The sequence below is a fragment of the Kocuria sp. CPCC 205258 genome (assembly GCF_040981005.1).
Taxonomy (GTDB): Bacteria; Actinomycetota; Actinomycetes; order Actinomycetales; family Micrococcaceae; genus Kocuria; species Kocuria rosea.
The window spans coordinates 21,465-43,390 of sequence record NZ_JAVKPS010000002.1 but is presented as its reverse complement, the minus strand read 5'-3'; the positions used below and the strand labels follow the sequence as shown (position 1 = coordinate 43,390).

At 73.5% G+C, this 21,926-nt stretch carries 21 protein-coding genes; 18 read left to right on the top strand and 3 right to left on the bottom strand.

The genetic code is table 11. The features are described 5' to 3' along the window. The first annotated feature begins 177 nt into the window (after positions 1-177). From RF644_RS03420 to RF644_RS03400, 5 genes are all read left to right on the top strand, one after another. Positions 178-891, top strand: coding sequence for a GntR family transcriptional regulator (locus RF644_RS03420; RefSeq protein WP_368795401.1), 714 nt, complete (start codon positions 178-180; stop codon positions 889-891). 177 nt (positions 892-1,068) lie between these two features. Next, positions 1,069-2,064 carry a 3-hydroxyacyl-CoA dehydrogenase family protein gene (locus RF644_RS03415; protein ID WP_368795400.1) on the top strand — a complete coding sequence of 332 codons (996 nt, stop codon included), beginning with the start codon at positions 1,069-1,071 and terminating at the stop codon, positions 2,062-2,064. Positions 2,065-2,158: 94 nt separating this feature from the next. Beyond that, positions 2,159-3,910 carry a dihydroxyacetone kinase family protein gene (locus RF644_RS03410; RefSeq protein ID WP_368795399.1) on the top strand — a complete coding sequence of 584 codons (1,752 nt, stop codon included), beginning with the start codon at positions 2,159-2,161 and terminating at the stop codon, positions 3,908-3,910. 9 nt (positions 3,911-3,919) lie between these two features. After that, positions 3,920-4,726, top strand: a complete 807-nt coding sequence (locus tag RF644_RS03405) for a triose-phosphate isomerase (RefSeq protein WP_368795398.1) — start codon at positions 3,920-3,922, stop codon at positions 4,724-4,726. Then, positions 4,726-5,190, top strand: a complete 465-nt coding sequence (locus RF644_RS03400; RefSeq protein WP_017833593.1) for a ribose-5-phosphate isomerase — start codon at positions 4,726-4,728, stop codon at positions 5,188-5,190. Before RF644_RS03405 ends, RF644_RS03400 begins: the two co-directional genes overlap by 1 nt. A gap of 82 nt (positions 5,191-5,272) precedes the next feature. Here the strand turns inward: RF644_RS03400 and RF644_RS03395 are convergent, their stop codons facing one another. Then, positions 5,273-6,139 carry an alpha/beta fold hydrolase gene (locus RF644_RS03395; protein WP_368795397.1) on the bottom strand — a complete coding sequence of 289 codons (867 nt, stop codon included), beginning with the start codon at positions 6,137-6,139 and terminating at the stop codon, positions 5,273-5,275. A gap of 134 nt (positions 6,140-6,273) precedes the next feature. Between RF644_RS03395 and rocD the strand changes: the two genes are divergently transcribed. Further along, positions 6,274-7,539 (top strand): ornithine--oxo-acid transaminase, encoded by a 1,266-nt coding sequence (gene rocD, locus RF644_RS03390; RefSeq protein ID WP_368795396.1) that lies wholly within the window; start codon positions 6,274-6,276, stop codon positions 7,537-7,539. 6 nt (positions 7,540-7,545) lie between these two features. Here rocD and RF644_RS03385 read toward each other — a convergent pair whose 3' ends face one another. Beyond that, the gene (locus tag RF644_RS03385) at positions 7,546-8,067 is read right to left on the bottom strand and encodes a glutathione peroxidase (RefSeq protein WP_095650202.1); all 522 of its coding nucleotides are present in this window, start codon (positions 8,065-8,067) and stop codon (positions 7,546-7,548) included. A 93-nt stretch (positions 8,068-8,160) separates the two neighbouring features. Then, positions 8,161-8,883: a GntR family transcriptional regulator gene (locus tag RF644_RS03380; RefSeq protein WP_368795395.1), complete on the bottom strand. Its 723-nt coding sequence runs from the start codon at positions 8,881-8,883 to the stop codon at positions 8,161-8,163. A 148-nt stretch (positions 8,884-9,031) separates the two neighbouring features. Between RF644_RS03380 and RF644_RS03375 the strand changes: the two genes are divergently transcribed. The 12 genes from RF644_RS03375 (at position 9,032) to RF644_RS03320 (ending at position 21,921) form a co-directional block, all read left to right on the top strand. Then, a complete protein-coding gene (locus RF644_RS03375; protein ID WP_368795394.1) occupies positions 9,032-10,369 on the top strand; it encodes an ABC transporter substrate-binding protein in 1,338 nt (445 codons plus the stop codon). 54 nt (positions 10,370-10,423) lie between these two features. Next, a complete protein-coding gene (locus RF644_RS03370) occupies positions 10,424-11,401 on the top strand; it encodes a carbohydrate ABC transporter permease (RefSeq protein ID WP_368795393.1) in 978 nt (325 codons plus the stop codon). Position 11,402: 1 nt separating this feature from the next. Then, positions 11,403-12,260, top strand: coding sequence for a carbohydrate ABC transporter permease (locus tag RF644_RS03365; protein WP_368795392.1), 858 nt, complete (start codon positions 11,403-11,405; stop codon positions 12,258-12,260). A 52-nt stretch (positions 12,261-12,312) separates the two neighbouring features. Next, positions 12,313-13,101: a glucosamine-6-phosphate deaminase gene (gene nagB, locus RF644_RS03360; RefSeq protein WP_368795391.1), complete on the top strand. Its 789-nt coding sequence runs from the start codon at positions 12,313-12,315 to the stop codon at positions 13,099-13,101. Beyond that, positions 13,098-14,084 carry a family 43 glycosylhydrolase gene (locus RF644_RS03355; protein ID WP_368795390.1) on the top strand — a complete coding sequence of 329 codons (987 nt, stop codon included), beginning with the start codon at positions 13,098-13,100 and terminating at the stop codon, positions 14,082-14,084. The genes nagB and RF644_RS03355 overlap by 4 nt, the downstream gene beginning before the upstream one ends. Continuing rightward, entirely contained in the window at positions 14,081-14,965 is an 885-nt protein-coding gene (locus RF644_RS03350; protein ID WP_368795389.1) for an endonuclease/exonuclease/phosphatase family protein, read from the top strand. Before RF644_RS03355 ends, RF644_RS03350 begins: the two co-directional genes overlap by 4 nt. Positions 14,966-15,012: 47 nt before the next feature. Beyond that, the gene (gene nagA, locus RF644_RS03345) at positions 15,013-16,242 is read left to right on the top strand and encodes an N-acetylglucosamine-6-phosphate deacetylase (protein ID WP_368795388.1); all 1,230 of its coding nucleotides are present in this window, start codon (positions 15,013-15,015) and stop codon (positions 16,240-16,242) included. Positions 16,243-16,421: 179 nt separating this feature from the next. Further along, positions 16,422-17,207 (top strand): VOC family protein, encoded by a 786-nt coding sequence (locus tag RF644_RS03340; RefSeq protein ID WP_368795387.1) that lies wholly within the window; start codon positions 16,422-16,424, stop codon positions 17,205-17,207. A 135-nt stretch (positions 17,208-17,342) separates the two neighbouring features. After that, entirely contained in the window at positions 17,343-19,049 is a 1,707-nt protein-coding gene (locus RF644_RS03335; protein ID WP_017833570.1) for a carbon starvation protein A, read from the top strand. 4 nt (positions 19,050-19,053) lie between these two features. Then, positions 19,054-19,329: a cory-CC-star protein gene (locus RF644_RS03330; protein ID WP_052132674.1), complete on the top strand. Its 276-nt coding sequence runs from the start codon at positions 19,054-19,056 to the stop codon at positions 19,327-19,329. Continuing rightward, the gene (locus RF644_RS03325; protein WP_368795386.1) at positions 19,320-20,345 is read left to right on the top strand and encodes an ArsA family ATPase; all 1,026 of its coding nucleotides are present in this window, start codon (positions 19,320-19,322) and stop codon (positions 20,343-20,345) included. The genes RF644_RS03330 and RF644_RS03325 overlap by 10 nt, the downstream gene beginning before the upstream one ends. Before the next feature lie 13 nt (positions 20,346-20,358). After that, the gene (locus tag RF644_RS03320) at positions 20,359-21,921 is read left to right on the top strand and encodes a molybdopterin-dependent oxidoreductase (protein ID WP_368795385.1); all 1,563 of its coding nucleotides are present in this window, start codon (positions 20,359-20,361) and stop codon (positions 21,919-21,921) included. Positions 21,922-21,926 lie beyond the last annotated feature (5 nt).

Sequence of the window (21,926 nt, the reverse complement as noted above, 5' to 3'; positions counted from 1 at the left end):
GGGCCACCCTGATGCTGTGGCGTGGACCACATTCGACGGGCCATTGGCCAATACCCTATAGGATATTGGTGAGCTGTCCAGTGGGTGGGGCGTCGTCAGGAGCGGTCCGGCCGCCCTCTGCGCCCGCGCCTGCGTGGGACAATGCCTGTTACGGCGGACGCGAGTGAGGAAATCGGCATGGACACGACTGTTCCGGGCGGGACGTGGGTGCAGCGCAGCATCCTCGCGGACCAGGTCTACAAGGAGATCCTCGCGCGCCTCATGGACGGTGACCTGAAGTCCGGGGACCCCATCAGCATCGACGGCACGGCGCGCGCGCTGGGCGTCTCGCCGACCCCGGTCCGGGAGGCCCTGGCGCGGCTGGAGTCCACGAACATGGTGGTCCGCGCCGCGCTGCGCGGCTACCGCGTGGCACCCCTGCTCACGCACGAGGAGCTGCTGGACCTCATGGACGCGCGCCTGCTCATCGAGCCGTACAACGCGGAACTGGCGTGCGGCCGCGCGGACGCGACCTTCCTGGAGTCCCTCGAGCGGTCCATCGACGACCTCCGTGAGGCGCCGAACGGGCCCCACTTCTCCGACTACCGCTCCTACTGGGAGGCGGACGAGCGCTTCCACCGGCTCATCGCGGAGCAGGCCGGCAACAAGTTCGTCCTCGGCGCCTACGAGTCCCTCGGCGGGCACGTGCACCGGTTCCGGCTCTTCAGCGGACTGGGGGTGCAGGACGCGCGGAGCGCCATCGAGGAGCACGCGCGGATCCTCCAGGCGCTGCGCCGCGGCGACCCCGCGGCCGCGCGGATCGCCATGGCCGGGCACATCTGCGGCGTGCGGGAGCGGGCGATCCACGAGCACGAGAGTGCCGACCAGGACGCCCGGAGCGAGAGCGCCTGAGGCCCCTCCCGCACCCCTCGACACCTTCCGGTGTGGTTGACACCACACTCCGGTCCGTGGATCCTATAGGAAACACGGCGAAGACCTGATCCGGTTCCCGCGGTCGCTCGCGACCCGCGCTCCGATGCCGCCGTGTCCCACGGACAGAACATGTGCACATCAGAGGAGATGGGGATCATGGCTCAGCGCTCGGTAGCAGTAGTCGGTTCGGGATACATGGGCGGGGGCATCGCCCAGGTGCTCGCCCTCGGCGGCGCGCGGGTCGCGCTCGCCGACATCTCGCAGGAGATCGCCGAGAAGAACCTCGAGCGCCTGCTCGGGGAGGCGGAGCAGTTCGTCGCCGACGGGCTCTTCCCGGCGGACGCGGTCGAGCGCCTGCGGGAGAACCTGTGGGCCGCTCCCAGCATCGAGGAGGCCGTCGCGGACGCCTCCTACGTGGAGGAGGCCGTCCCGGAGGTCCTCGACATCAAGCACGGCACCCTGCGCCGGATCAGCGACGCCACTCCGGCGGACGCCGTGATCGGCTCCAACACCTCCACCATCTCCATCGCCCAGCTCGCCGAGGTCGTCGAGAACCCGGGCCGTTTCCTCGGGGTGCACTTCTCCAACCCCGCGCCGTTCATCCCCGGCGTCGAGGTCATCCCGCACGCGACCACCACGCCCGAGACGGTCGCGGCGGCCCAGGAGATCGTCGAGCTGACCGGCAAGAAGTCCGCCGTGGTCAAGGACGTCACCGGGTTCGTGCTCAACCGCCTGCAGTACGCCCTCTTCCACGAGGCCGCCCAGCTGGTCGAGGAGGGCATCGCCACCGCCGAGGACGTCGACACGCTCGTGCGCACCACCTTCGGCTTCCGGCTGCCGTTCTTCGGCCCCTTCGCGATCGCTGACATGGCCGGACTGGACGTCTACGCCTTCTGCTACGCCTCCCTGCAGACCTCCTTCCCCGAGCGCTTCGCCACGCCCAAGGCGCTCCAGGACCTCGTCGACGCCGGGAAGCTCGGCACCAAGTCCGGCGCCGGCTTCCTGCAGATCCCCGCCGAGCGCTCGAACGACCTCGTCGCGTACCGCAACAAGGCGTACGTGGCCATGGGGCGGCTCCTGGACGACCTGGGCCCCAGCCCGGTCGACGAGGAGACCGCCCAGCAGGGCGGCGCGTCCGCCCACGCCGGCTGAGCCGGCGCCACCGCACACCCCGCCGGCCGGAGCGGCGCTCGACGCCGATCGCCGCTCCGCCCGGCCACCCTCCGAGACCACCGAGGCTGGAACGATGACTTTTCTTGTGAACGATCCTGCGGAGTTCGCGTCCGACGCGCTGCGGGGATATGTGGCCGCCCATCCCGAGCACGTGGTGGCCGCCCACGGCGGGGTGGTGCGCGCCTCCGAGACGCCGGCGGGTCAGCCGGCGCTGGTGATCGGCGGGGGGTCGGGGCACTACCCGGCGTTCGCCGGGTGGATCGGGCCGGGGATGGGCCACGGCGCCCCGTGCGGCAACATCTTCTCCTCGCCCTCGGCCTCCCAGGTGTACTCCGTGGCGCGCTCGGCGGAGAACGGCGGGGGCGTGGTCCTGGGCTTCGGCAACTACGCCGGGGACGTGCTGCACTTCGGGCAGGCCGCGGAGAAGCTGCGCGCCGAGGGCGTGGACGTGCGGATCATCCGGGTGTCCGACGACATCGCCTCGGGCCCGGCCGGGGCCCACCGTGAGCGCCGCGGCATCGCCGGGGACCTGCCGGTGTTCAAGATCGCCGGGGCGGCGATCGAGGCCGGGGCCGATCTGGACGAGGCCGAGCGGGTGGCGTGGAAGGCCAACGACGCGACCCGGTCCTTCGGGGTGGCCTTCGAGGGCTGCACCCTGCCCGGTGCGGGCGAGGCGCTGTTCCACGTGCCGGCCGGGGAGATGGCGATCGGGCTCGGGATCCACGGCGAGCCCGGCGTGCGGGAGGTGCCGATGGGCACGGCCGACGAGATCGCCGACCTCCTGCTGGACGGTGTGCTGGAGGAGGAGCCCGCCCGGGTCGAGGGCGGCTACCAGGGGCGGGTGGCGGTGCTCGTCAACGGCCTGGGCACGGTCAAGTACGAGGAGCTGTTCGTGGTCTACGCCCGGGTGGCCGCCCGGCTGGCCGAGAAGGGACTCACCGTGGTGGCCCCGGAGGTCGGGGAGCACGTCACCAGCCTGGACATGGCAGGGTGCTCGCTGACCGTGGTGTTCCTCGACGAGGAGCTCGAGCGCTACTGGCTGGCCCCGGCCGACACCCCGGCGTTCCGCCGGGGGGCGGCGGACACGGCCGGGCGGCCGGCGCGGACCGGGGTGCACACCCCCGGTGCGGAGGAGGTGCCCGAGGCCACCGCGGAGTCCCGGTCGGCGGCCGAGCGGGTCGTGGCGGCCCTGGCGGTGCTGGAGGCGACCGCGGCCGAGCACGAGGAGCACTTCGGCAAGCTGGACGCCATCGCCGGCGACGGCGACCACGGCCAGGGCATGGCCTACGGGACCCGGGGCGCGCTGGCGGCCGCCCGGGACGCGGCCGCGGCCGGTGCCGGGGCGCGGACCGTGCTGCTGCGTGCCGGGGACGCCTGGGCCGAGGAGGCCGGCGGCACTTCCGGTGCCCTGTGGGGCGCGGCGCTGACCGCGGCCGGCGGGGTCTTCGACGACGCCGCCGGGGCCGGGTCGGACGTGGCGGTGGCCGCCCTGGTGGCCGGGATCGACGCGGTCGTGCGGCTGGGCGGGGCCCAGCCGGGGGACAAGACCATGGTCGACGCCGCCCTGCCGTTCCGCGAGGCGCTGCTGGCCGAGTTCGAGACCTCCTCCGACCTGGCGGGCGCCACGAAGAAGGCCGCCGCGGTGGCCCGGGAGGCCGCCGAGGCCACCGCGGACATCACCGCCCGCCGCGGGCGCTCGAAGGTGCTGGGCGACAAGAGCCTGGGCACCCCGGACCCCGGGGCGCTGTCCTTCTCCGTGCTCATGGACGCCCTGGGCGATCTCTTCGCCCGGACCCCGGACGCACACGGCCCGGACGCCCGGTAGGAGGCGGTCGTGACGGTGTGGGTCGGGACGAGCTGGAAGATGAACAAGACCCTGGCCGAGGCCACGGACTGGGCCCGGGGCCTGGCCGAGGCCCTGGCCGGGCGGGACCTCGGGGACGTGCAGCCCTTCGTGATCCCCCCGGCCACGGCGATCGCCGCGGTGGCCCAGGCCCTGGCGGAGGAGCCCCGGGTGCTGGTGGGGGCGCAGAACGCGCACTGGGCCGAGGCCGGTGCCTGGACGGGGGAGGTCTCCGTGCCCCAGGTCGCCGACGCCGGGGCCCGGATCGTGGAGATCGGCCACTCCGAGCGCCGGGAGCACTTCGGCGAGACGGACGAGACCGTCCGCGCCAAGGTCGCCGCGACCCTCGCCCACGGGCTCGTCCCGCTGCTGTGCGTCGGGGAACCGGCGGAGGTGCAGGCCGCCGGCGGGTCCGGCGCGCACGTCCTCGGCCAGGTCGAGCGCGCCCTGGCCGGCCTCGAGGCCGAGCAGCTGTCCCGGGTGCTGATCGCCTACGAACCGATCTGGGCGATCGGCGAGCACGGCCGCCCGGCCACCGTCGCGGAGCTGGCCGAACCCTTCGCCGCCCTGGGCGCGCACTGGGGGTCCCGGGTGGCCGGGCTGCTCTACGGCGGGTCGGTCAACCTGGACAACGCCGCGGACCTGCTCGGCATCGACCACGTGGACGGCCTGTTCGTCGGCCGCACGGCCTGGCGGCTGGAGGGCTACCTGCGCCTGCTCGAGATCGCGCGGAGCGCTGAGGCGGCCCGCGCGAGGACCATCAACGACGAGAACGACGACAAGGAAAAGGTGAAGTGATGAGCGAGAAGAAGCTGCGGATCGTGATCGGCGGCGACGACGCCGGGTTCGACTACAAGGAGGCCCTGCGCCGGGACCTCGAGGCCGACGACCGCGTGGAGAGCGTGGTCGACGTCGGGGTCTCGAAGACCGAGAACACGGACTACCCGCACGTGGCCGTCGAGGCCGCCCGGAAGGTCGCCTCCGGGGAGGCCGACCGGGCGCTGCTGATCTGCGGCACGGGCCTGGGCGTGGCGATCTCGGCGAACAAGGTCCCCGGGATCCGGGCGGTGACCGCCCACGACTCCTACTCGGTGGAGCGCTCGGTGCTCTCCAACAACGCCCAGGTGCTGTGCATGGGCCAGCGGGTCGTCGGCCTGGAGCTGGCCCGGCGCCTGGCCAAGGAGTGGCTGGGCTACACCTTCGACACCACCAGCGCCTCGGCGGCCAAGGTCGAGGCCATCACCGGCTACGAGAACGGCTGACCGCACCTCGGCACCGGCCCCACCGGGCCCCGGCACGGAACACCGTGCCGGGGCCCGGTGCGTGTCCGCCCTGGGGCCGCGACTACGTCCGGGCAGCACGCAGGTGCGCCAGGACGGCCGCCCCCACCTCCTCCGGCCGCTCCTCGGCGAGGAAGTGGCCCGCGTCCACGGCCCGGCCCGTGGCCCGCGGGAACTGCCGCCGCCACAGCGCGAGCGGGTCCTCCCGCGCACCGACCCGTCCCCGGGCGCCCCACAGGACGAGGGCGGGCAGGTCCCGCTGCTCGTGCTCGTCCGCCTCGTCGATCTCCCGGTCCGGGCCGGCGGCCGCGCGGTAGTCGCGGCACCAGGCGTCGACCACGGCGGGATCCCGCGCCGCGTCCTCGTAGGCGGCGAGCGCCGCCGGGTCGAACGGGACCTGCGTGCCGCTGAGCCCCTGGAGCGTCCGGCGCACGAAGTACACGGGGTCGTGGCCGATCAGGGTCTGCGGCAGGCCCTCGCCCTGGGCGAGGAAGGCCCAGTGGTAGTACTGCAGGGCCATCCACGCGTCCATCGCCCGCCACACCTCCAGCGTGGGCAGGATGTCCAGCAGGGCCACGGACGCCACCGCGCCGGGGGCGTCGAGCGCCATCCGGTGGGCGGTCCGGGCACCGCGGTCGTGGCCGACGACGGAGAACCGCTCGTGGCCCAGCGCCCGCATGAGCTGCACCTGGTCGGCGGCCATCGCCCGGAAGGTGTGGTCCTCGCTGCCCGTGCGCGAGCCGCCGTAGCCGCGCAGGTCGGCGGCGACCACGGTGAACTCCTCGGCCAGCACGGGGGCGAGGTGGTGCCACATGGCGTGGGTCTGCGGGAAGCCGTGCAGCAGGAGCACGGGCGGGCCGTCGCCGCCCGTGCGGGCGTGGATCGTGCCGTCGGCCACGGGGACGTCGTGGGCGGTGAAGTCGGGGAACACGGTTCCTCCTGCAGGTCGGGGACGGGCCGCGCGGCGCGGGGCCGGGACTGTAATGCGGGCCCGGCGGCGTTGTACGTGATGGGCTGGACCGCACACGCTCCAGACAACACCAGCGAGGAACCGGGAGAAACCCCATGAACCACGCCCCGACGCAGTTCGTCGACCCCGCGGCCACCACCGCTCACGGCACGAGCACGCGGGAGCTCGTGGAGGCCGCCGAGCGGTACACCGCGCGCACGTACTCCCCGCTGGACGTGGTGGCGGCCCGGGCCCAGGGCACCACCGTCACGGACGTGGAAGGCCGGGAGTACCTCGACTTCCTGGCCGGCTACTCGGCGCTGAACTTCGGCCACGGCCACCCGGCGGTCCTCGAGGCGGCCCGGACCCAGCTGGAGCGCGTGACGCTGACCAGCCGGGCCGTCCACAACGACCAGCTCGGGCCCTTCGCCCGGGAGCTGTGCGAGCTGCTCGGCCAGGACATGATGCTGCCGATGAACACCGGCGCCGAGGCCGTCGAGTCGGCGATCAAGCTCGCCCGGAAGTGGGGCTACGAGCGCAAGGGGGTGGCCCCGGGCCGGGCGCAGATCGTGGTGGCGGCGGGGAACTTCCACGGCCGCACCACCACGGTCATCAGCTTCTCCGACGACGACGAGGCGCACCGCAACTACGGCCCCTACACGCCGGGCTTCGTGACCGTCCCGTTCGGGGACCTCGCAGCCCTCGAGGCGGCCGTCACCGAGGACACCGTCGCGGTGCTGCTGGAGCCCATCCAGGGCGAGGCCGGGGTGATCGTGCCGCCGCCCGGGTATCTGCAGGGTGTGCGGCGGTGCACGGCCGAGCGCGGCGTCCTGCTCGTCGCGGACGAGATCCAGTCCGGGCTGGGCCGCACCGGCCGGACGCTGGCGTGCGAGCACGAGGACGTGGAGGCGGACCTCTACCTGCTGGGCAAGGCCCTGGGCGGGGGAGTCCTGCCGGTGTCCGCGGTGGTGGGCCGGGCGGACGTGCTCTCGGTGCTGCGGCCCGGCCAGCACGGCAGCACGTTCGGCGGGAACCCGCTGGCCGGCGCCGTCGGCCGCGCCGTCGTCGCCCTCCTCGCCACCGGGGAGCCCCAGGAGCGGGCGCGGGTCATGGGCGAGAAGCTGCACGCCGGCCTGGCGGAGCTGGCGCCGCTGGGCCTGACCGAGGTGCGCGGGCGCGGGCTGTGGGCCGGGATCGACATCGATCCGCGGCTCGGCACCGGCCGGGAGTGCTGCGAGCGGCTGGTGGCCCACGGGATCCTCGCCAAGGACACCCACGGCTCCACCATCCGGCTGAGCCCGCCGCTGGTGATCACCGACCGGGAGCTGGAGCGGGGCCTGACCGCGCTCGCGGACGTGCTGCGGGAGATGGCCGGCCGCTGATCCGCCTCAGCCCGTCCCGGCGGACTCCGTCCCGGCGGGCGCCTCCCCGTGGGCCAGCGCCGACTCGATGCTGCCGGCGAGCTGCGCCGGCGAGGTCTTCGGGGCGAAGCGGCGGATCACCCGCCCGTCCCGGCCCACGAGGAACTTGGTGAAGTTCCACTTGATGGCGTCGCCCATGATCCCGCCCCGCTCCTCGCGCAGCCACGACCACAGGGGGTGGGCGCCGGGGCCGTTGACGTCGACCTTCTCGAACATGGGGAACGTGACGCCGTAGTTGCGGCTGCAGAAGTCGGCGATCTCCTCCTCGCTGCCCGGCTCCTGGTGCCCGAACTGGTTGCAGGGGAAGCCCAGGACCACGAGCCCGTCCTGCCGGAAGTCCCGCCACAGCTGCTCGAGGCCCTCGTACTGCGGCGTGAACCCGCACTCGCTCGCGGTGTTGACCACGAGCACCACCTTCCCGGCGTACTCGGACAGCGGCTGCTCGCGCCCGTCCAGGGTGGTGGCGGTGAAGTCGTGCAGCGTGGTCATGGGAGCCTCCGGAGCGGTCGGGGACGGTGGTCTGCCCCCATTCTGCCGCCGACGCGCCGCCCGCGCCCGCGAGAGCGCCCGCGACCTCGCGGGTCAGTGCTGCGGGCCCTTCATCCGGGCCAGGAAGCGGAACCGGTCCCCGCGGAACACCGAGCGGGTCCACTCCACGGGGGAGTCGTCCGCCGTGAACCCGAGCCGGTGGATCAGCAGCAGGGGAGCCCCCATCTCGATGCCCAGGAGCCGGACGTCGTCCGGGCCGGCGAGCCGGGTCTCCACGGTGTCCTCGGCCGCCACGATGTCGATGCCGTAGTCCTGGCGCAGCGCGGTGTACAGGGAGCCGGTCCGGTCCAGGTGCGCCGCCAGGCCGGGCAGCGCCCCGGCGAGCAGGGCGACCTCGTGGGCCAGCGGCTCGCCGTTGATGAGCCGGATCCGCTCCACCCGCGCGAGCTCGGCGCCGACGGGCATGCGCAGCCGGGCCGCTGTGTCGTCGTCGGCGGCCGTGCGGCTCACGTCGAGGACCGTGGAGGAGCTCACGAGGCCCTGGGCGTCGGCGTCGTCGCTGAAGGAGGTGAGCTGGCGGACGTAGGTGAACCGCGGCGGGGCCACGAAGGTCCCCCGGCCCTGGGCCCGGCCCAGCACCCCTTCCGCCACGAGCTCGCCGATGGCCTGGCGGACCGTGGTCCGGGAGGTGGCGTACTGCTCGGCGAGCGCCCGCTCCGTGGGGATGAGCGCGCCGGGGGTCGCGTCCCGCACGAGCGCCCGGAGCTGCTCCTTGAGCAGGTAGTACTTCGGGACGGCCCGCGGCTCCGCGCTCATGGGGCCAGCATATCGACCGCGTCGCCCGGTCCTGCGGGCACCGTCTCCCGCCGTGTGAGCATTGACACACAAATTGGTCTAGTCCAAGCTGGGGGAACGACAGCTGTGACGATCGCGAACACTGCGGCCGAGAGAAGGGGAACTGCTCATGAGTGCACGAACGAGGCGCCGGTCCCGGGCCGTGGTGCTGGGAACCGGCCTGTCGATGACCGTGGTGCTGGCCGCCTGCGGCGGCGGTGGGGAGAGCGCGAGCGGCAGCGGGGAGGGCGACGGCGTGATCGAGGTCTGGGCCCACAGCGGCCAGGCGGCCGAGGCCGAGGCGCTCGAGGCCCTCGTCGCCGAGTACAACGACTCGCAGGAGGACGTCAGCGTCGAGCTGACCCTCATCCCCGAGCCGGACTACACCAGCACCGTCCAGGCGACCGCCGCGGAGGACCTGCCCGACGTGATGGAGATGGACGCCCCGACGATGGCGTCCTTCGTCTACGACCGCAAGCTCGTGCCCCTCGACGACGTGGTGTCGCAGGAGACCCTCGAGAACCGGATCGAGGGCGTGCGGGAGAGCGGCACGTACCAGGACCAGACCTACGCCGTCGGCATGTTCGACGTCGGGCTCGGGCTGTGGGGCAACCAGCAGCTCCTCGACGCCGCGGGCGTGGAGGCCCCGGCCACCGCCGCCGAGGCGTGGACGGCGGAGGAGTTCGAGCAGAACCTGCAGAAGCTGGCGGAGGTCAGCCCGTCGGGCAACGCGATCGACCTGGGCGAGGCCAACGGCTTCGCCGCCGAGTGGGGCACCTTCACCACCTCCCCGGTCCTGTGGTCCAACGGCGGCACGCTGATCCGGGACGGCGCGGCGGAGGGTGTGCTCAACAGCGCCGAGAACGTGGAGGCCCTCGAGGAGTGGGCCTCGTGGAAGGAGCACACGGACCCGAACACCAGCGGCACCGCCTTCCCCGACGGGGACGTCGCCCTGACCTGGACGGGCAACTGGATGTACCCCACCTTCAGCGAAGCCCTCGGCGAGGACCTGGTCCTGATGCCCCTGCCCGACCTCGGCAACGGCACCAAGGCGGGCCACGGCTCCTGGCAGTGGGGCGTGACGCCGGCGGCCGGCGGCGACCAGGCCGCGGCCGGTGCCTTCCTCGACTTCCTGCACTCCGACGAGAGCATCGCCACGATGGTCGAGGCCAACGCGGCGGTGCCCGGCACCACGAGCGCCCTCGAGGGCAGCGAGCTCTACGGCGAGGGCGGCCCGCTGGAGCTGTTCGCGTCCAATCTGGCCTCGGCCTGCAGCTCGGAGGAGGTCACCCAGGAGTGCATCGCGGTGGCGCGGCCCATCACCCCGGGCTACCCCACGGTCACGAGCTCCTACGGCAGCGCCCTCGCGGCGATCTGGGGCGGGTCGGACCCGCAGGAGGAGCTCGACAGCGCGGCGCGGGCCATCGACGCCGACTTCGAGGACAACAACGGCTACCAGGACGAGTGACCGCCGCGGCGGGGCCGCCCAGCGGCCCCGCCGCGCACCTGCGAGGAGTGCACCATGACCACCACACCGGGCCTCGCGGCCCCCGCGTCCGCCCCGGCGGACGTGCTAGAGGCGCCACCGCCCCGCAGGGGGCTCCGGCGGGACGGACTCGCCGGGGTCCTCATGGCGGGTCCCGCCGTGCTGCTGCTCGTCCTGTTCGTCGCGGTCCCGTTCGTCGCGGCCATCGGCTTCTCCTTCCACAACGTCCGGCTCGGCGACCCGCGCGATCCCGCCTTCATGGGGCTCACCCAGTACGCCCGGATCTTCACCGACCCCGACGTGTCCAGCCGGTTCCTCAGCGCGCTGCTCCACAACCTGGTCTTCGCGGCCGTGGTGGTCCCGGTGCAGACCGCCCTCGCGCTCGCGCTCGCCCTGCTCGTGCAGAAGACCGTCCGGGGGGTCGGGATCTTCCGATCCGTCTTCTTCCTCCCCGTCGTCTTCCCCATCGCCCTGGTGGCCCTCATCTGGCGGCTGATCCTCGCCCGCGGGGACGACGGCCTCCTCAACTCCCTGCTCGGGTTCTTCTCGGGCGGCGCCTTCGGGGCCCAGGACTGGCTGGGCTCCGAGCTCACGGCGCTGGCCTCGGTCATCGTCCTGTCGATCTGGCAGGGCGTCGGCTTCCAGATGGTGATCCTGCTGGCGGCCCTGCAGCAGGTGCCCGCCGACCTCTACGAGGCGGCCCGCCTCGACCGGGCCGGTGCGTGGCAGCGCTTCGTGCACGTCACCCTGCCCGGGATCAACACCACCCTCGTCTTCGTGGCGCTCTACACGATGATCCTGTCGCTGCGCGTCTTCGACCAGATCTACGTGCTGGCCCGCTCCGGCGGGGGGCTCAACGAGGACGCCACCCGCACCGTGATGTACGAGGCGGTGACGTCCGCCTTCGACGAGAACAACATCGGGCGCGCGAGCGCCATCTCCGTGGTGTTCTTCGTGATCGTGGTGGTCCTGTCCCTCATCCAGCGCCGCGCCACCCGCGAACGGGAGGACTGACATGACACAGACCGCCGCCCCCGCCGCCCGCCGCCGCAGGACGGACGTGCCCCGCTACGCGGCGCTCGTCGTCACGAGCCTCCTGTTCTTCGCCCCGGTCGCCTACATGGTGGCGGCCTCGCTGGCCCCCGCCTCCCGCACGCTCGCCGGCTTCGAGGTCTTCGACCCGCGCGAGTGGGGCCTGCACAACTACACCGGCGTGGCCTCGAGCCTGTCCTCGGACAGCACCGGCCACCTGTGGCGGTTCTTCTTCGTGTCCGTCACTGTCACGGTCTGCGTGGTGGGGCTCGGGCTGGTCGTGAACTCGATGGCGGCCTTCGCCCTGTCGCGGCTGACGTGGCGGGGCAGGAACCTGGTGCTCCTGGGCGTCCTGCTGCTGCTCATCGTCCCGTTCGAGGCCGTGGCCGTGCCCATGTTCTACCTCTACAACGACGCCCGGAACACCCTGTGGATCCAGATCGTCCCCTTCATCGGCAACGCCCTGTCGATCTTCCTCTTCTACTCGTTCTTCTCCGGCATCCCCCGCAGCATCGACGAGGCCGCGCGGATGGACGGCGCCGGGCCGCTGCGGGTGTTCTGGCAGATCATCGCGCCCATGAGCAAACCCGCGTACGCGTCGGTGGCGGTGCTGACCTTCCTGACCCAGTGGGGAGCGTTCCTGTGGCCGGTGCTGATGATCTCCGAGCCGAACCTGCGCCCCCTGCCCCTCCAGATCAGCGTCTTCGCGGGCCAGCTCCCTCCGGCGTGGGGCGAGGTCATGGCCTTCGGGGTGCTCCTGGTGGTGCCCGTGATCGTCGTGTTCCTCGTCTTCCAGCGCTGGTTCATCGAAGGCGTGGCGAGCTCCGCCGTCAAGGGCTGAGCCGGACCGCCCCGGCACCGCCCACCTCCACCCGTCGTCCGGAAGGACCCCCATGCAAGTGCTCGTCCTGCCCACGGCCGGCGACGTCGACGCGCGCGCGGCGGACGTCGTCGCCGAGCAGGTCTCGCGCCGGCCGGACACCGTGCTGGGCGTGGCCACGGGCTCGTCCCCCCTGGGGGCCTACCGGGAGCTCGCCCGCCGCCAGGGCCACGGTCTGCTGGACCTCACGCGGCTCCGCTGCTTCGCCCTCGACGAGTACGTCGGGCTGCCCTCCGGGCACCCGGCCGGCTACGCCGCCGTCCTGGAGCGCGAGCTCGCCCGGCCCTTCGGCCTGCCCCCTTCCCGGGTGCAGGTCCCGGACGGCTCCCGCGGCGACCTCGAGGCGGCCTGCCGCGACTACGAGGAGGCCGTGGCCCGGGCCGGCGGCATCGACCTCCAGATCCTGGGCATCGGCGCCAACGGCCACATCGGCTTCAACGAACCGGGGTCCTCGCTGTCCTCCCGCACCCGGGTCAAGGCACTGTCCGCGCGGACCCGTGCCGACAACGCCCGGTTCTTCGAGGCCCCCGACCACGTCCCCACCCACTGCGTGACCCAGGGGCTGGGCACCATCCTCGACGCCCGCCGGGTGCTGCTCGTCGCCCAGGGCGAGCGCAAGGCCGCCGCGGTGGCCGCAGCCGTGGAGGGACCCGTGTCCGCGATGTGCCCGGCGTCCGTCCTGCAGTTCCACCGGGCGGTCACGGTCGTGGTGGACGAGGCGGCGGCGAGCCGGCTCGCCCTGACCGACTACTACCGGTTCGTGGCCGAGGCCGAGCACCGGCTGCCCCGGGAGGAGGCATGACGTTCCGCCTCGCGGACCACTGGGTCTGGGACAGCTGGCTGGCCGACGACGGACAGGACTACCACCTGTTCTTCCTGCGGGCCAGCCGCGCCCTGCGGGACCCCGGCCGGCGTCACCGCCGGGCCTCGATCGGGCACGCCGTCTCGTCCGACCTGGAGAACTGGACCCTCCTGCCGGACGCCCTCGTGGCCGGCGACGAACCGTCGTGGGACGACATGGCGACCTGGACGGGCAGCACCGTCCAGGGCCACGACGGCCGCTGGCACCTCTTCTACACCGGTGTCAGCCGCGCCGAGGACGGGCTGCGGCAGCGCATCGGATCGGCCGTCTCGGACGACCTGATCAGCTGGGAGCGCACCGGTGCGGGCCCGCTCGAGGCGGACCCCCGCTGGTACGAGAAGCTCGGGGAGGGCACCTGGCCGGACGAGGCGTGGCGGGACCCCTTCGTCTTCTACGACGACGACAGCCGGCAGTGGCAGATGCTCGTGACGGCACGGGCCGCCACGGGGGACCCGGACGCCCGCGGCGTGGTCGGCCACGCCGTGAGCGACGACCTGGAGCACTGGACGGTCCGCCCCCCGCTGACCGCGCCCGCCGGCTTCGGGGAGATGGAGGTCGTCCAGTCCCAGGTCGTGGACGGGACCGCAGTGCTCATCTTCTCCTGCCTCCCGCGGCTGGCGCCCGGCATCCCGTTCTCGGAGACGAGCACCGGGACCTGGATCGCCCCCGGCGCCGGCCGGCTCGGACCGTGGGACCTCGAACGGAGCTCCAGCTTCTTCGTGCCCGGCGTCTACGCCGCCCAGCTGGTCCGCAGGCGCGACGGCCAGTGGGTCGTCTTCGGCTTCCAGAACGGGGTGGACGGCAGCTTCGTCGGCGAGATCGCGAGCCCGGTGCCCCTGGCGGACCTGCTGACGGAGGGCCGGCTCTTCCCCGTCCACGAACGACCCCCCATCCCCACCCCCTGCACAAGGAGCACCTCATGAAGAAGCTGATGGCCGTGGGATCCGCGGCCGCCCTGCTCGTGACCGCCGGCGCGCTCGGCGCGTCCCCCGCCGCGGCGGCCCCGGGCCACGGCCCGGACCGCAGCACCGACCTCCGCGTCATGTCCTTCAACATCCACCACGGCGCGGACGGGGACGACGTGCTGGACCTCGAGCGCACCGCCGCCGTGATCGAGGCGTCGGGCGCGGAGGTGATCGGGCTGCAGGAGGTCGACAACGCCTGGTCCTCGCGCAGCGACTTCGAGGACCAGGCGGCCCGCCTCGCGGAGCTCCTGGACATGCACTACGTCTACGGCGCGAACCTGGACGCAGCGCCCGCCGAGGGGCGGACCGAGAACAGCCGGTACGGCAATGCGATCCTCAGCGAGCACCCGATCATCGACTCCGAGAACCACCTGCTGACCAGCATCGAGTACGCGGAGCAGCCCACCGAGCAGCGCGGTCTGCTGGAGGCGGTGATCAACGTGAAGGGTCACCACGTCGGGTTCTACAGCACCCACCTCGACCACCAGCGCGCCGAGCAGCGCGAGCTGCAGGCCCGGGAGATCCTGCAGATCACCGGCGAGAGCTCGCGCCCGGCGGTGGTCGTCGGGGACCTCAACGCCGAACCCGACGCCCCGGAGCTGCAGGGCTTGTTCGAGGTGTTCACGGACGTCTTCGCAGCCCTGGGCCAGGACGACGCCTACACCTTCACCCCCGACGGCGCCCCGGTCGAGGACGCCGGCCTGCGGATCGACTACGTCCTCGTGTCCGAGGACGTACGGCCGCGGGCCGCGCACGTGGTGCGCACCTCCGCGTCGGACCACCTGCCGATCGTCGCCGACCTCGCGATCCCGCGGTCCCCGAACGGGCTGGTCCGATAGCCCCCCGCCGGTTCGACGTCCCGCACCACCGGAAGGAGGAGAGGCCCTTGGCCGCCGAGGACTCCCCGCGCAGGACGGTCCTCTCGGGCCGCGTGCACACGGGGCACACCGAGCACCCGGACGGTCTCGTGGTCGTCGAGGGCGATCGCGTCGTCCACGCCGGGCCGCGGGCCGGCCACCCCGGTGGCGACCCGGGAGAGCACCACGTCCTGGGCCCCGGACAGACGGTGCTGCCGGGGCTCGTGGACGTGCACTGCCACGGTGGTTTCGGCGCGGACTTCTCCTCCTCGGCGGAGGTGGAGATCCGCGCCACCCTCGAGCACGTCCACCGCCAGGGCACCACGACGCTCGTGGCCAGCCTGGTCACGGCCTCACGGGAGGACCTGCTGGGCGCCGTGCCGCTGCTGGCGGCGTTCACCGGGGAGGGGCTGATCGCCGGGATCCACCTCGAGGGCCCGTTCCTGTCCACGGCCCGGTGCGGGGCGCAGGACCCCGCGTGGATGCTGGAACCGGACCTCGGGCTGGCCGCCGACCTCGTCGCCGCCGCGGCGGGGACGCTCCGGACGATGACCTTCGCCCCGGAGCTGCCCGGCTCCCGGGATCTGGCCGAGCTGCTCGTCGCCCACGGCGTGATCCCCTCCCTCGGGCACACCGACGCGGACACCGCGACCGTCGACGACGCGCTGCGCCACCTGCAGGAGCTGCTCCGCGACGCCCCCGGGGACGGCCCGCCCCGCTCGCCCACGGTGACGCACCTGTTCAACGCCATGCCCGCCATCCACCACCGGTCCCCCGGGCCGGTGCCGGCCTGCCTGCGCGCCGCCGCGCAGGGCCGGGCCGTCGTCGAGCTCATCGCGGACGGCACCCACCTGGACCCCGGCATCGTGCGGTGGGCGTTCGAGCTGGCCGGCGCGGACAGCATCGCGCTGGTCACCGACGGGATGGCCGCGACCGGGCTGACGGACGGCACCTACACGCTCGGCGCGGCGGAGGTGCGGGTGCAGGACGGGGTGGCCTCCCTGGTCTCCAACGGCTCGATCGCGGGAGGCACGGCCACGATGCTGGAGGTCCTGCGCCGGACGGTCGCGGCGGGTGTCCCCCTCGGGGACGCGCTGCGCTCGGCCACCGTGGTCCCGGCCCGCGTCCTGGGCCTGGCCGGGGAGGCCGGGAGCCTGACGGCGGGCGCGCTCGCGGACCTCCTGGTCGTGGGGGAGGACCTCCGGCTGGAGGCCGTCATGCGCCGGGGCGAGTGGATCTCCGGGGACCCGCCCCGCTGAGTCTGCCCCGGCGGCGCCGAGGTCGCAGCCGACGGCCACGCAGCCGGGCGCGGTGGCCGTGGGCTGCGACCTCGCGGGGCAGGGGCGGGGCGCGGGCGCAGGTGGGTAACGATCCCCCGGGCGGCTCCTGTGGGCCCCGGGGGCGCGGCGTACCCTGGCCGTGTCGGAAGGAGCCCGTCATGACACAGCGCAACGAAGCGTGGCCCGCCGGAACCCCCTGCTGGGCCGATCTGACCGCGTCCGATCCGGTCCGCACGCAGGACTTCTACCGTGCGGTGCTCGGCTGGGAGTACGGCGAGCCGCGGCCGGAGCACGGCGGGTACCGCAACGCCCTGGTCGGCGGGAGACCCGTGGCCGGGCTCTCCCCGGCGGCCCCGGATCTGACGGGCGTCCCGCACGTGTGGCAGGTCTACCTCGCCTCGGACCGGATCGACCTCTGCGCCGAGCGGGTCCTCGCCGCCGGCGGCACCCAGCTGATGGAGCCGGTGGAGGTGGGCGGGTCCGGCCGGATGGGCGTCTGGCAGGATCCCACCGGGGCGTCCTTCGGGATGTGGCAGGCCGGGGAGCACATCGGTTTCGCCGTGCTCGACGTGCCCGGCAGCGTCGCCTGGTGCGACCTGATGACCCCCGACCACCACACCGCCCGCGACTTCTACGCGCACGTCTTCGGCTACCACTACGAGGACATCGGCGAGGACGGCGTCTCCTACGCCACGTTCACGGTGCCGCACGGGGACCGCCCGGCCGGCGGCATCGGCGGGACCGACCCCGCGGCGGAGAACGCTCCCGCGGTCTGGTCGGTCTGCTTCCAGGTCGACGACGTCGACGCGGCCGTCCAGCGGGTGCGCGACGCCGGCGGAGCGGTCATGGAGGACCCCTTCGACTTCGCCTACGGGAGACTGGCGGTCGTGGCCGGCCCGGACCGGGAGTCCTTCGCGATCATGACCCCGGGGGAGCCGATGTAGGTCGTCGGCGCGCCACGCTCCGCCCCCCTGCGAGGCCGTGGCGGAGCGTGCGCGGGCGGTCCGTGATCCCGGTCACCCGGCGGTAGCATGGTGACCCAGCGGACATCCACCCACCTCCCCAGAGATCGGAGCGACATGAACTCCATCGTCCTCGCCGTGGTCGGTGTGGCCATGATGATCCTCGGGTACATCCTGTACTCGAAGTTCGTGGCCCGCCGGATCTACCAGCTCCAGGACTCCTTCGTCACCCCCGCCCACGAGCTCAGTGACGGCGTGGACTACGTCCCCACCAACAAGTACGTGCTGTGGGGCCACCACTTCACCTCCGTGGCCGGTGCGGCGCCCATCGTGGGCCCCGCCATCGCCGTGATCTGGGGGTGGGTGCCCGCCTTCCTCTGGGTGACCCTCGGCACTGTCTTCTTCGCCGGCGTGCACGACCTCGGCGCCCTGTGGGCGTCCAACCGGCACCGTGGCAAGTCCATCGGCTCGCTGTCCGGGCAGTACATCGGCCACCGCGGCCGCAACCTGTTCCTGGTCGTGATCTTCCTCGTGCTGCTCATGGTCAACGCCGCGTTCGCCGTGGTGATCTCCAACCTCCTGGTCGGCACCCCCACCTCGGTCATCCCCACGTGGGGCGCCATCGTGGTCGCGCTGCTCATCGGCCAGGCGGTCTACCGCTACAAGTGGAACCTCGCCGTCGTGTCCGTGGTCGGCGTCGTGGCGCTCTACGCCCTCATCCTGCTCGGCGACCGCTTCCCGGTCGTCCTGCCGGAGACGGTCCTGGGCCTGCCGGCCAACGCGTTCTGGATCGTGGTGCTCTTCGTCTACGCCGGCATCGCGTCCGTGCTGCCCGTGTGGATGCTGCTGCAGCCGCGCGACTACATCAACGGCCTCCAGCTGTTCATCGCCCTGGGCATCCTCTACGGCGCGGTCCTGATCTCCGCCCCGACCGTGGTGGCGCCCGCGTTCAACACCTCCGTGCCCGAGGGCACGCCGAGCATCGTGCCGCTGCTGTTCGTGACCATCGCCTGCGGCGCGATCTCCGGGTTCCACGGGATCGTGGCCTCGGGCACGTCCTCCAAGCAGCTGGACAAGGAGACGGACGCCCGCTTCGTCGGCTACTTCGGCGCCGTGGGCGAGGGCCTGCTGGCACTCGGCGCGATCATCGCGACCACCGCCGGGTTCCGCACCCTCGCCGACTGGGAGGCCGTGTACAGCGCGTTCGGCCAGGGCGGCGTGGCCGCGTTCGTCCAGGGCGGCGCCTCGGTCGTCAACTCCGGGCTGGGCATCCCGCCGTCGCTGAGCGCGACCATCCTCGCCACGATGGCCGTCCTCTTCGCGGCCACCACGATGGACACCGGCATCCGCCTGCAGCGCTTCGTGGTGCAGGAGGCCGGGCACATCATGGGCGTCAGCATCGGCAAGGTGGTCTCCACCCTCATCGTCCTCGCGGTGGCCATGGGGCTGACCTTCAGCGCCGGCGCCGACGGCTCCGGCGGCATGCTGATCTGGCCGCTGTTCGGCACCTCCAACCAGCTGCTGGCCGGTCTGACGCTGTCGATGATCGCGGTGATCCTGCTGCGCAAGGGCCGCCCGGTCCTGCCCGTCCTGGTGCCGCTGGTGTTCCTGCTCGTGATGTCCGTCTACGCGCTGATCGTGCAGCTGGGGCAGTTCTGGGCCGCCGAGAACTGGTTCCTGCTCGTGCTCGACGTGATCATCCTGATCGCGGCCCTGTGGGTCATCGTCGAGTCCGTGGCCGCCATGAACGCGGCCCGGAAGAGCCCGCCCGAGCTGGACGAGGAGACCGTCAGCACCTCGGCCGGGGAGAACCGCTCCCTGTGAGCCGGTGAGGGCCCTCGACCGGCTGCGCTCCGTGCAGGCCCGCCTCGGTGCGGGCCTGCACGAGTTCTACGTGGCGCCCTACCGGCGCACCTTCGCGCGCGCCCAGCGCGACGAGGAGGACCTGTTCATGATGCTGGTCCTCTCCGAGGCCCTGGGCGTGCCCAACCCCGCCAGCTACTACACCGTGGAGCTGCTGCCCGTGGTCTACGACCGGTTCCACGACTGGCACCGGCGGATGGGCATGGAGCGCTCGCCCCTGGAGCACATCTCATGCTGCTAGAGCTCGCCGCCGCCCGCCGGGTCCTGTTCGTGGGCGGCAAGGGCGGCGTCGGCAAGACCGCCGTCGCCTCCGCCACCGCCCTCGCCCAGGCCCGCGCCGGCCGCCGGGTGCTCGTCGTCTCGACCGACCCCGCCCACAACCTCGGGCACCTGTGGGAGCGCCCGGTGGGGGACCGGATCACCCCGCTGACCCGCGACCTCGGCGGCGGCGCCCTCGACGGCATCGAGGTGGACCCGGTCGCCACGACCGACGCCCACCTCGCCGCCGTGGGCGCCACCATCCGCCGGCTGATGCCCGAGCACCTCGCCGCCGAGGTCGACAAGCACATGGAGCTCGCCCGGGACTCGCCCGGCACCCACGAGTCGGCGGTGCTCGAGCGGATCGCGGAGCTCGTGGACACGGGCCTGGACGACTACGACCTCATCGTCTTCGACACCGCGCCCTCCGGGCACACCGCCCGACTCATGGCCCTGCCCGAGATCATGTCCGCCTGGACCGAGGGGCTGCTGCGGCGCCGCGGGAGGGCGGAGAAGTTCGGGGCCGCCCTGCGCGGCCTCGAGGACCGGGACGCCGCGAGCGAGAGCATCGTGGGCACCGGCCGGCCCCGGGACCCCCGCGAGGAGCGGGACCTCGAGATCCGGCGGATCCTGCTGCGCCGCCGCGAGCGCTTCGAGGCCCTGCGCGAGGTGCTGGTGGACGCCGAGCGCTGCAGCTTCGTGATCGTCCTCGCGGCCGAACGGCTGCCCGTCCTCGAGACCGCGGAGCTGCACGAGCAGCTGGTCCGCGCCGGCGTGCACGTGGGGGCGCTCGTGATCAACAAGCGCTCCCCGGCGGACGCCGGGGACTTCCTCGCCGAGCGCCGCGCGCTGGAGGAGGTGCACGTCGCCACCCTGCGCGGCGCCCTCCCGGGCGTCCCGCTGCTGCAGGTCCCCCTCCTGCCGGGGGACGTCGTGGGCCAGGAGGCGCTCGAGCGGTTCGGGGACGCGCTCGCCCAGGCTGATCTCAGGGCCAGGTGACACGCTGACGCGCATGACCTCCACCGCGGACCGTCCGGACACCGGGCGACGACGACGGGCCCCCGCCGACCTCGGCCCCTGGATCCTCGCGGGCGTCGCCGCGACCGCTCTCGCCGTGGGCCTGGCCGAGCTGCTCGCCTGGGTGACCGGGCCGGTCGGCGCGCCCCTCACGGCGGTGGGCGGGGTGATCGTGGACGCGGTCCCGGCCCCGGTCAAGGACGCGGCGATCGCCCTGTTCGGCACCGCGGACAAGCTCGTGCTGCTGCTCGTCATGGCCGCCGGGCTCGTGGCGGTCGGCACGGGCATCGGGGCGGCCCAGCGCGCCACCCCGCCGATGGGCACGGTGCTCCTCGGCGTGCTGGGGCTCCTCGGGCTGCTGGCCGTGCTGACGCGGGCGGGGCCGACCGTGGCGGACACGGTCCCCGTCGTCGTCGGCACGGGGGCAGGGGCGCTCTTCCTGACGGTGCTCACCCGCCGCACCGCCCCGTCCGTCCGGTCCGGGGCCGCCCTCGACCGCCGCGGCTTCGTCCGGGTCTCCGCGGCCGCCGCCGTGCTGGGCGCCGCCGCCGGTGTCGCGGGACGCTGGGCGTCCGCGGCCGCGGCCCGGGTCCCCGCCGCCCGGGACCTGCTGCGGATCCCCGCCCCGGCCGTGCGGGATCCGGTCCCCGCCGGGGCCGACCTCGGCGTGGCGGACGTGGAGCCCTGGCTCACGCCCGCCGACGACTTCTACCGCATCGACACGGCCCTGTCCGTGCCGCGCATCGACGTGGACGCGTGGGAGCTGCGCATCCACGGCATGGTGGAGCGCGAGCTGACGCTGCGCTTCGACGACCTCACGGCCCGGCCGCTCCTCGAGCGGATCGTGACGCTGGCGTGCGTGTCCAACCCCGTGGGCGGCGACCTCGTGGGCAACGCGGTGTGGACCGGCGTGCCGATCCGGGACCTGCTCGCCGAGGCCGGGCCCTCCGCCGAGGCGGACATGGTGCTCTCGACCTCCGAGGACGGGTTCACGGCGAGCACCCCGCTCGAGGCCCTGACCGACCCCGGCCGGGACTCCCTGCTCGCGGTGACCATGAACGGGGAGCCGCTGCCGTTCGAGCACGGGTACCCCGTGCGGATGGTCGTGCCGGGGCTCTACGGCTACGTCTCGGCGACCAAGTGGGTCGTGGACCTCGAGGTCACCCGCTTCGACCGGGCGGAGGCGTACTGGACCTCGCGCGGCTGGACGGCCCGGGGACCGATCAAGATGTCCTCCCGCATCGAGGTGCCGGCCGAGGGCGGGCGCACGGAGGCCGGGCCCGCGGTCCTCGCCGGCACGGCCTGGGCCCAGCACACCGGGATCGCCGCCGTGCAGGTCAGCGTGGACGAGGGGCCGTGGCAGGACGCCGAGCTGGGCTCCGTGGGCACTGACGACACCTGGCGGCAGTGGGTCCTGCGCACCGACCTCCCGGGCGGCCGGCACACCGCGCGGGTGCGGGCCGTGGACCGGGACGGGACCGTCCAGACCGCCGAGCAGGCCCCGCCCGCCCCGGACGGCGCCTCCGGGTGGCACGAGCGGACCTTCACGGTGGCCTGACCGGC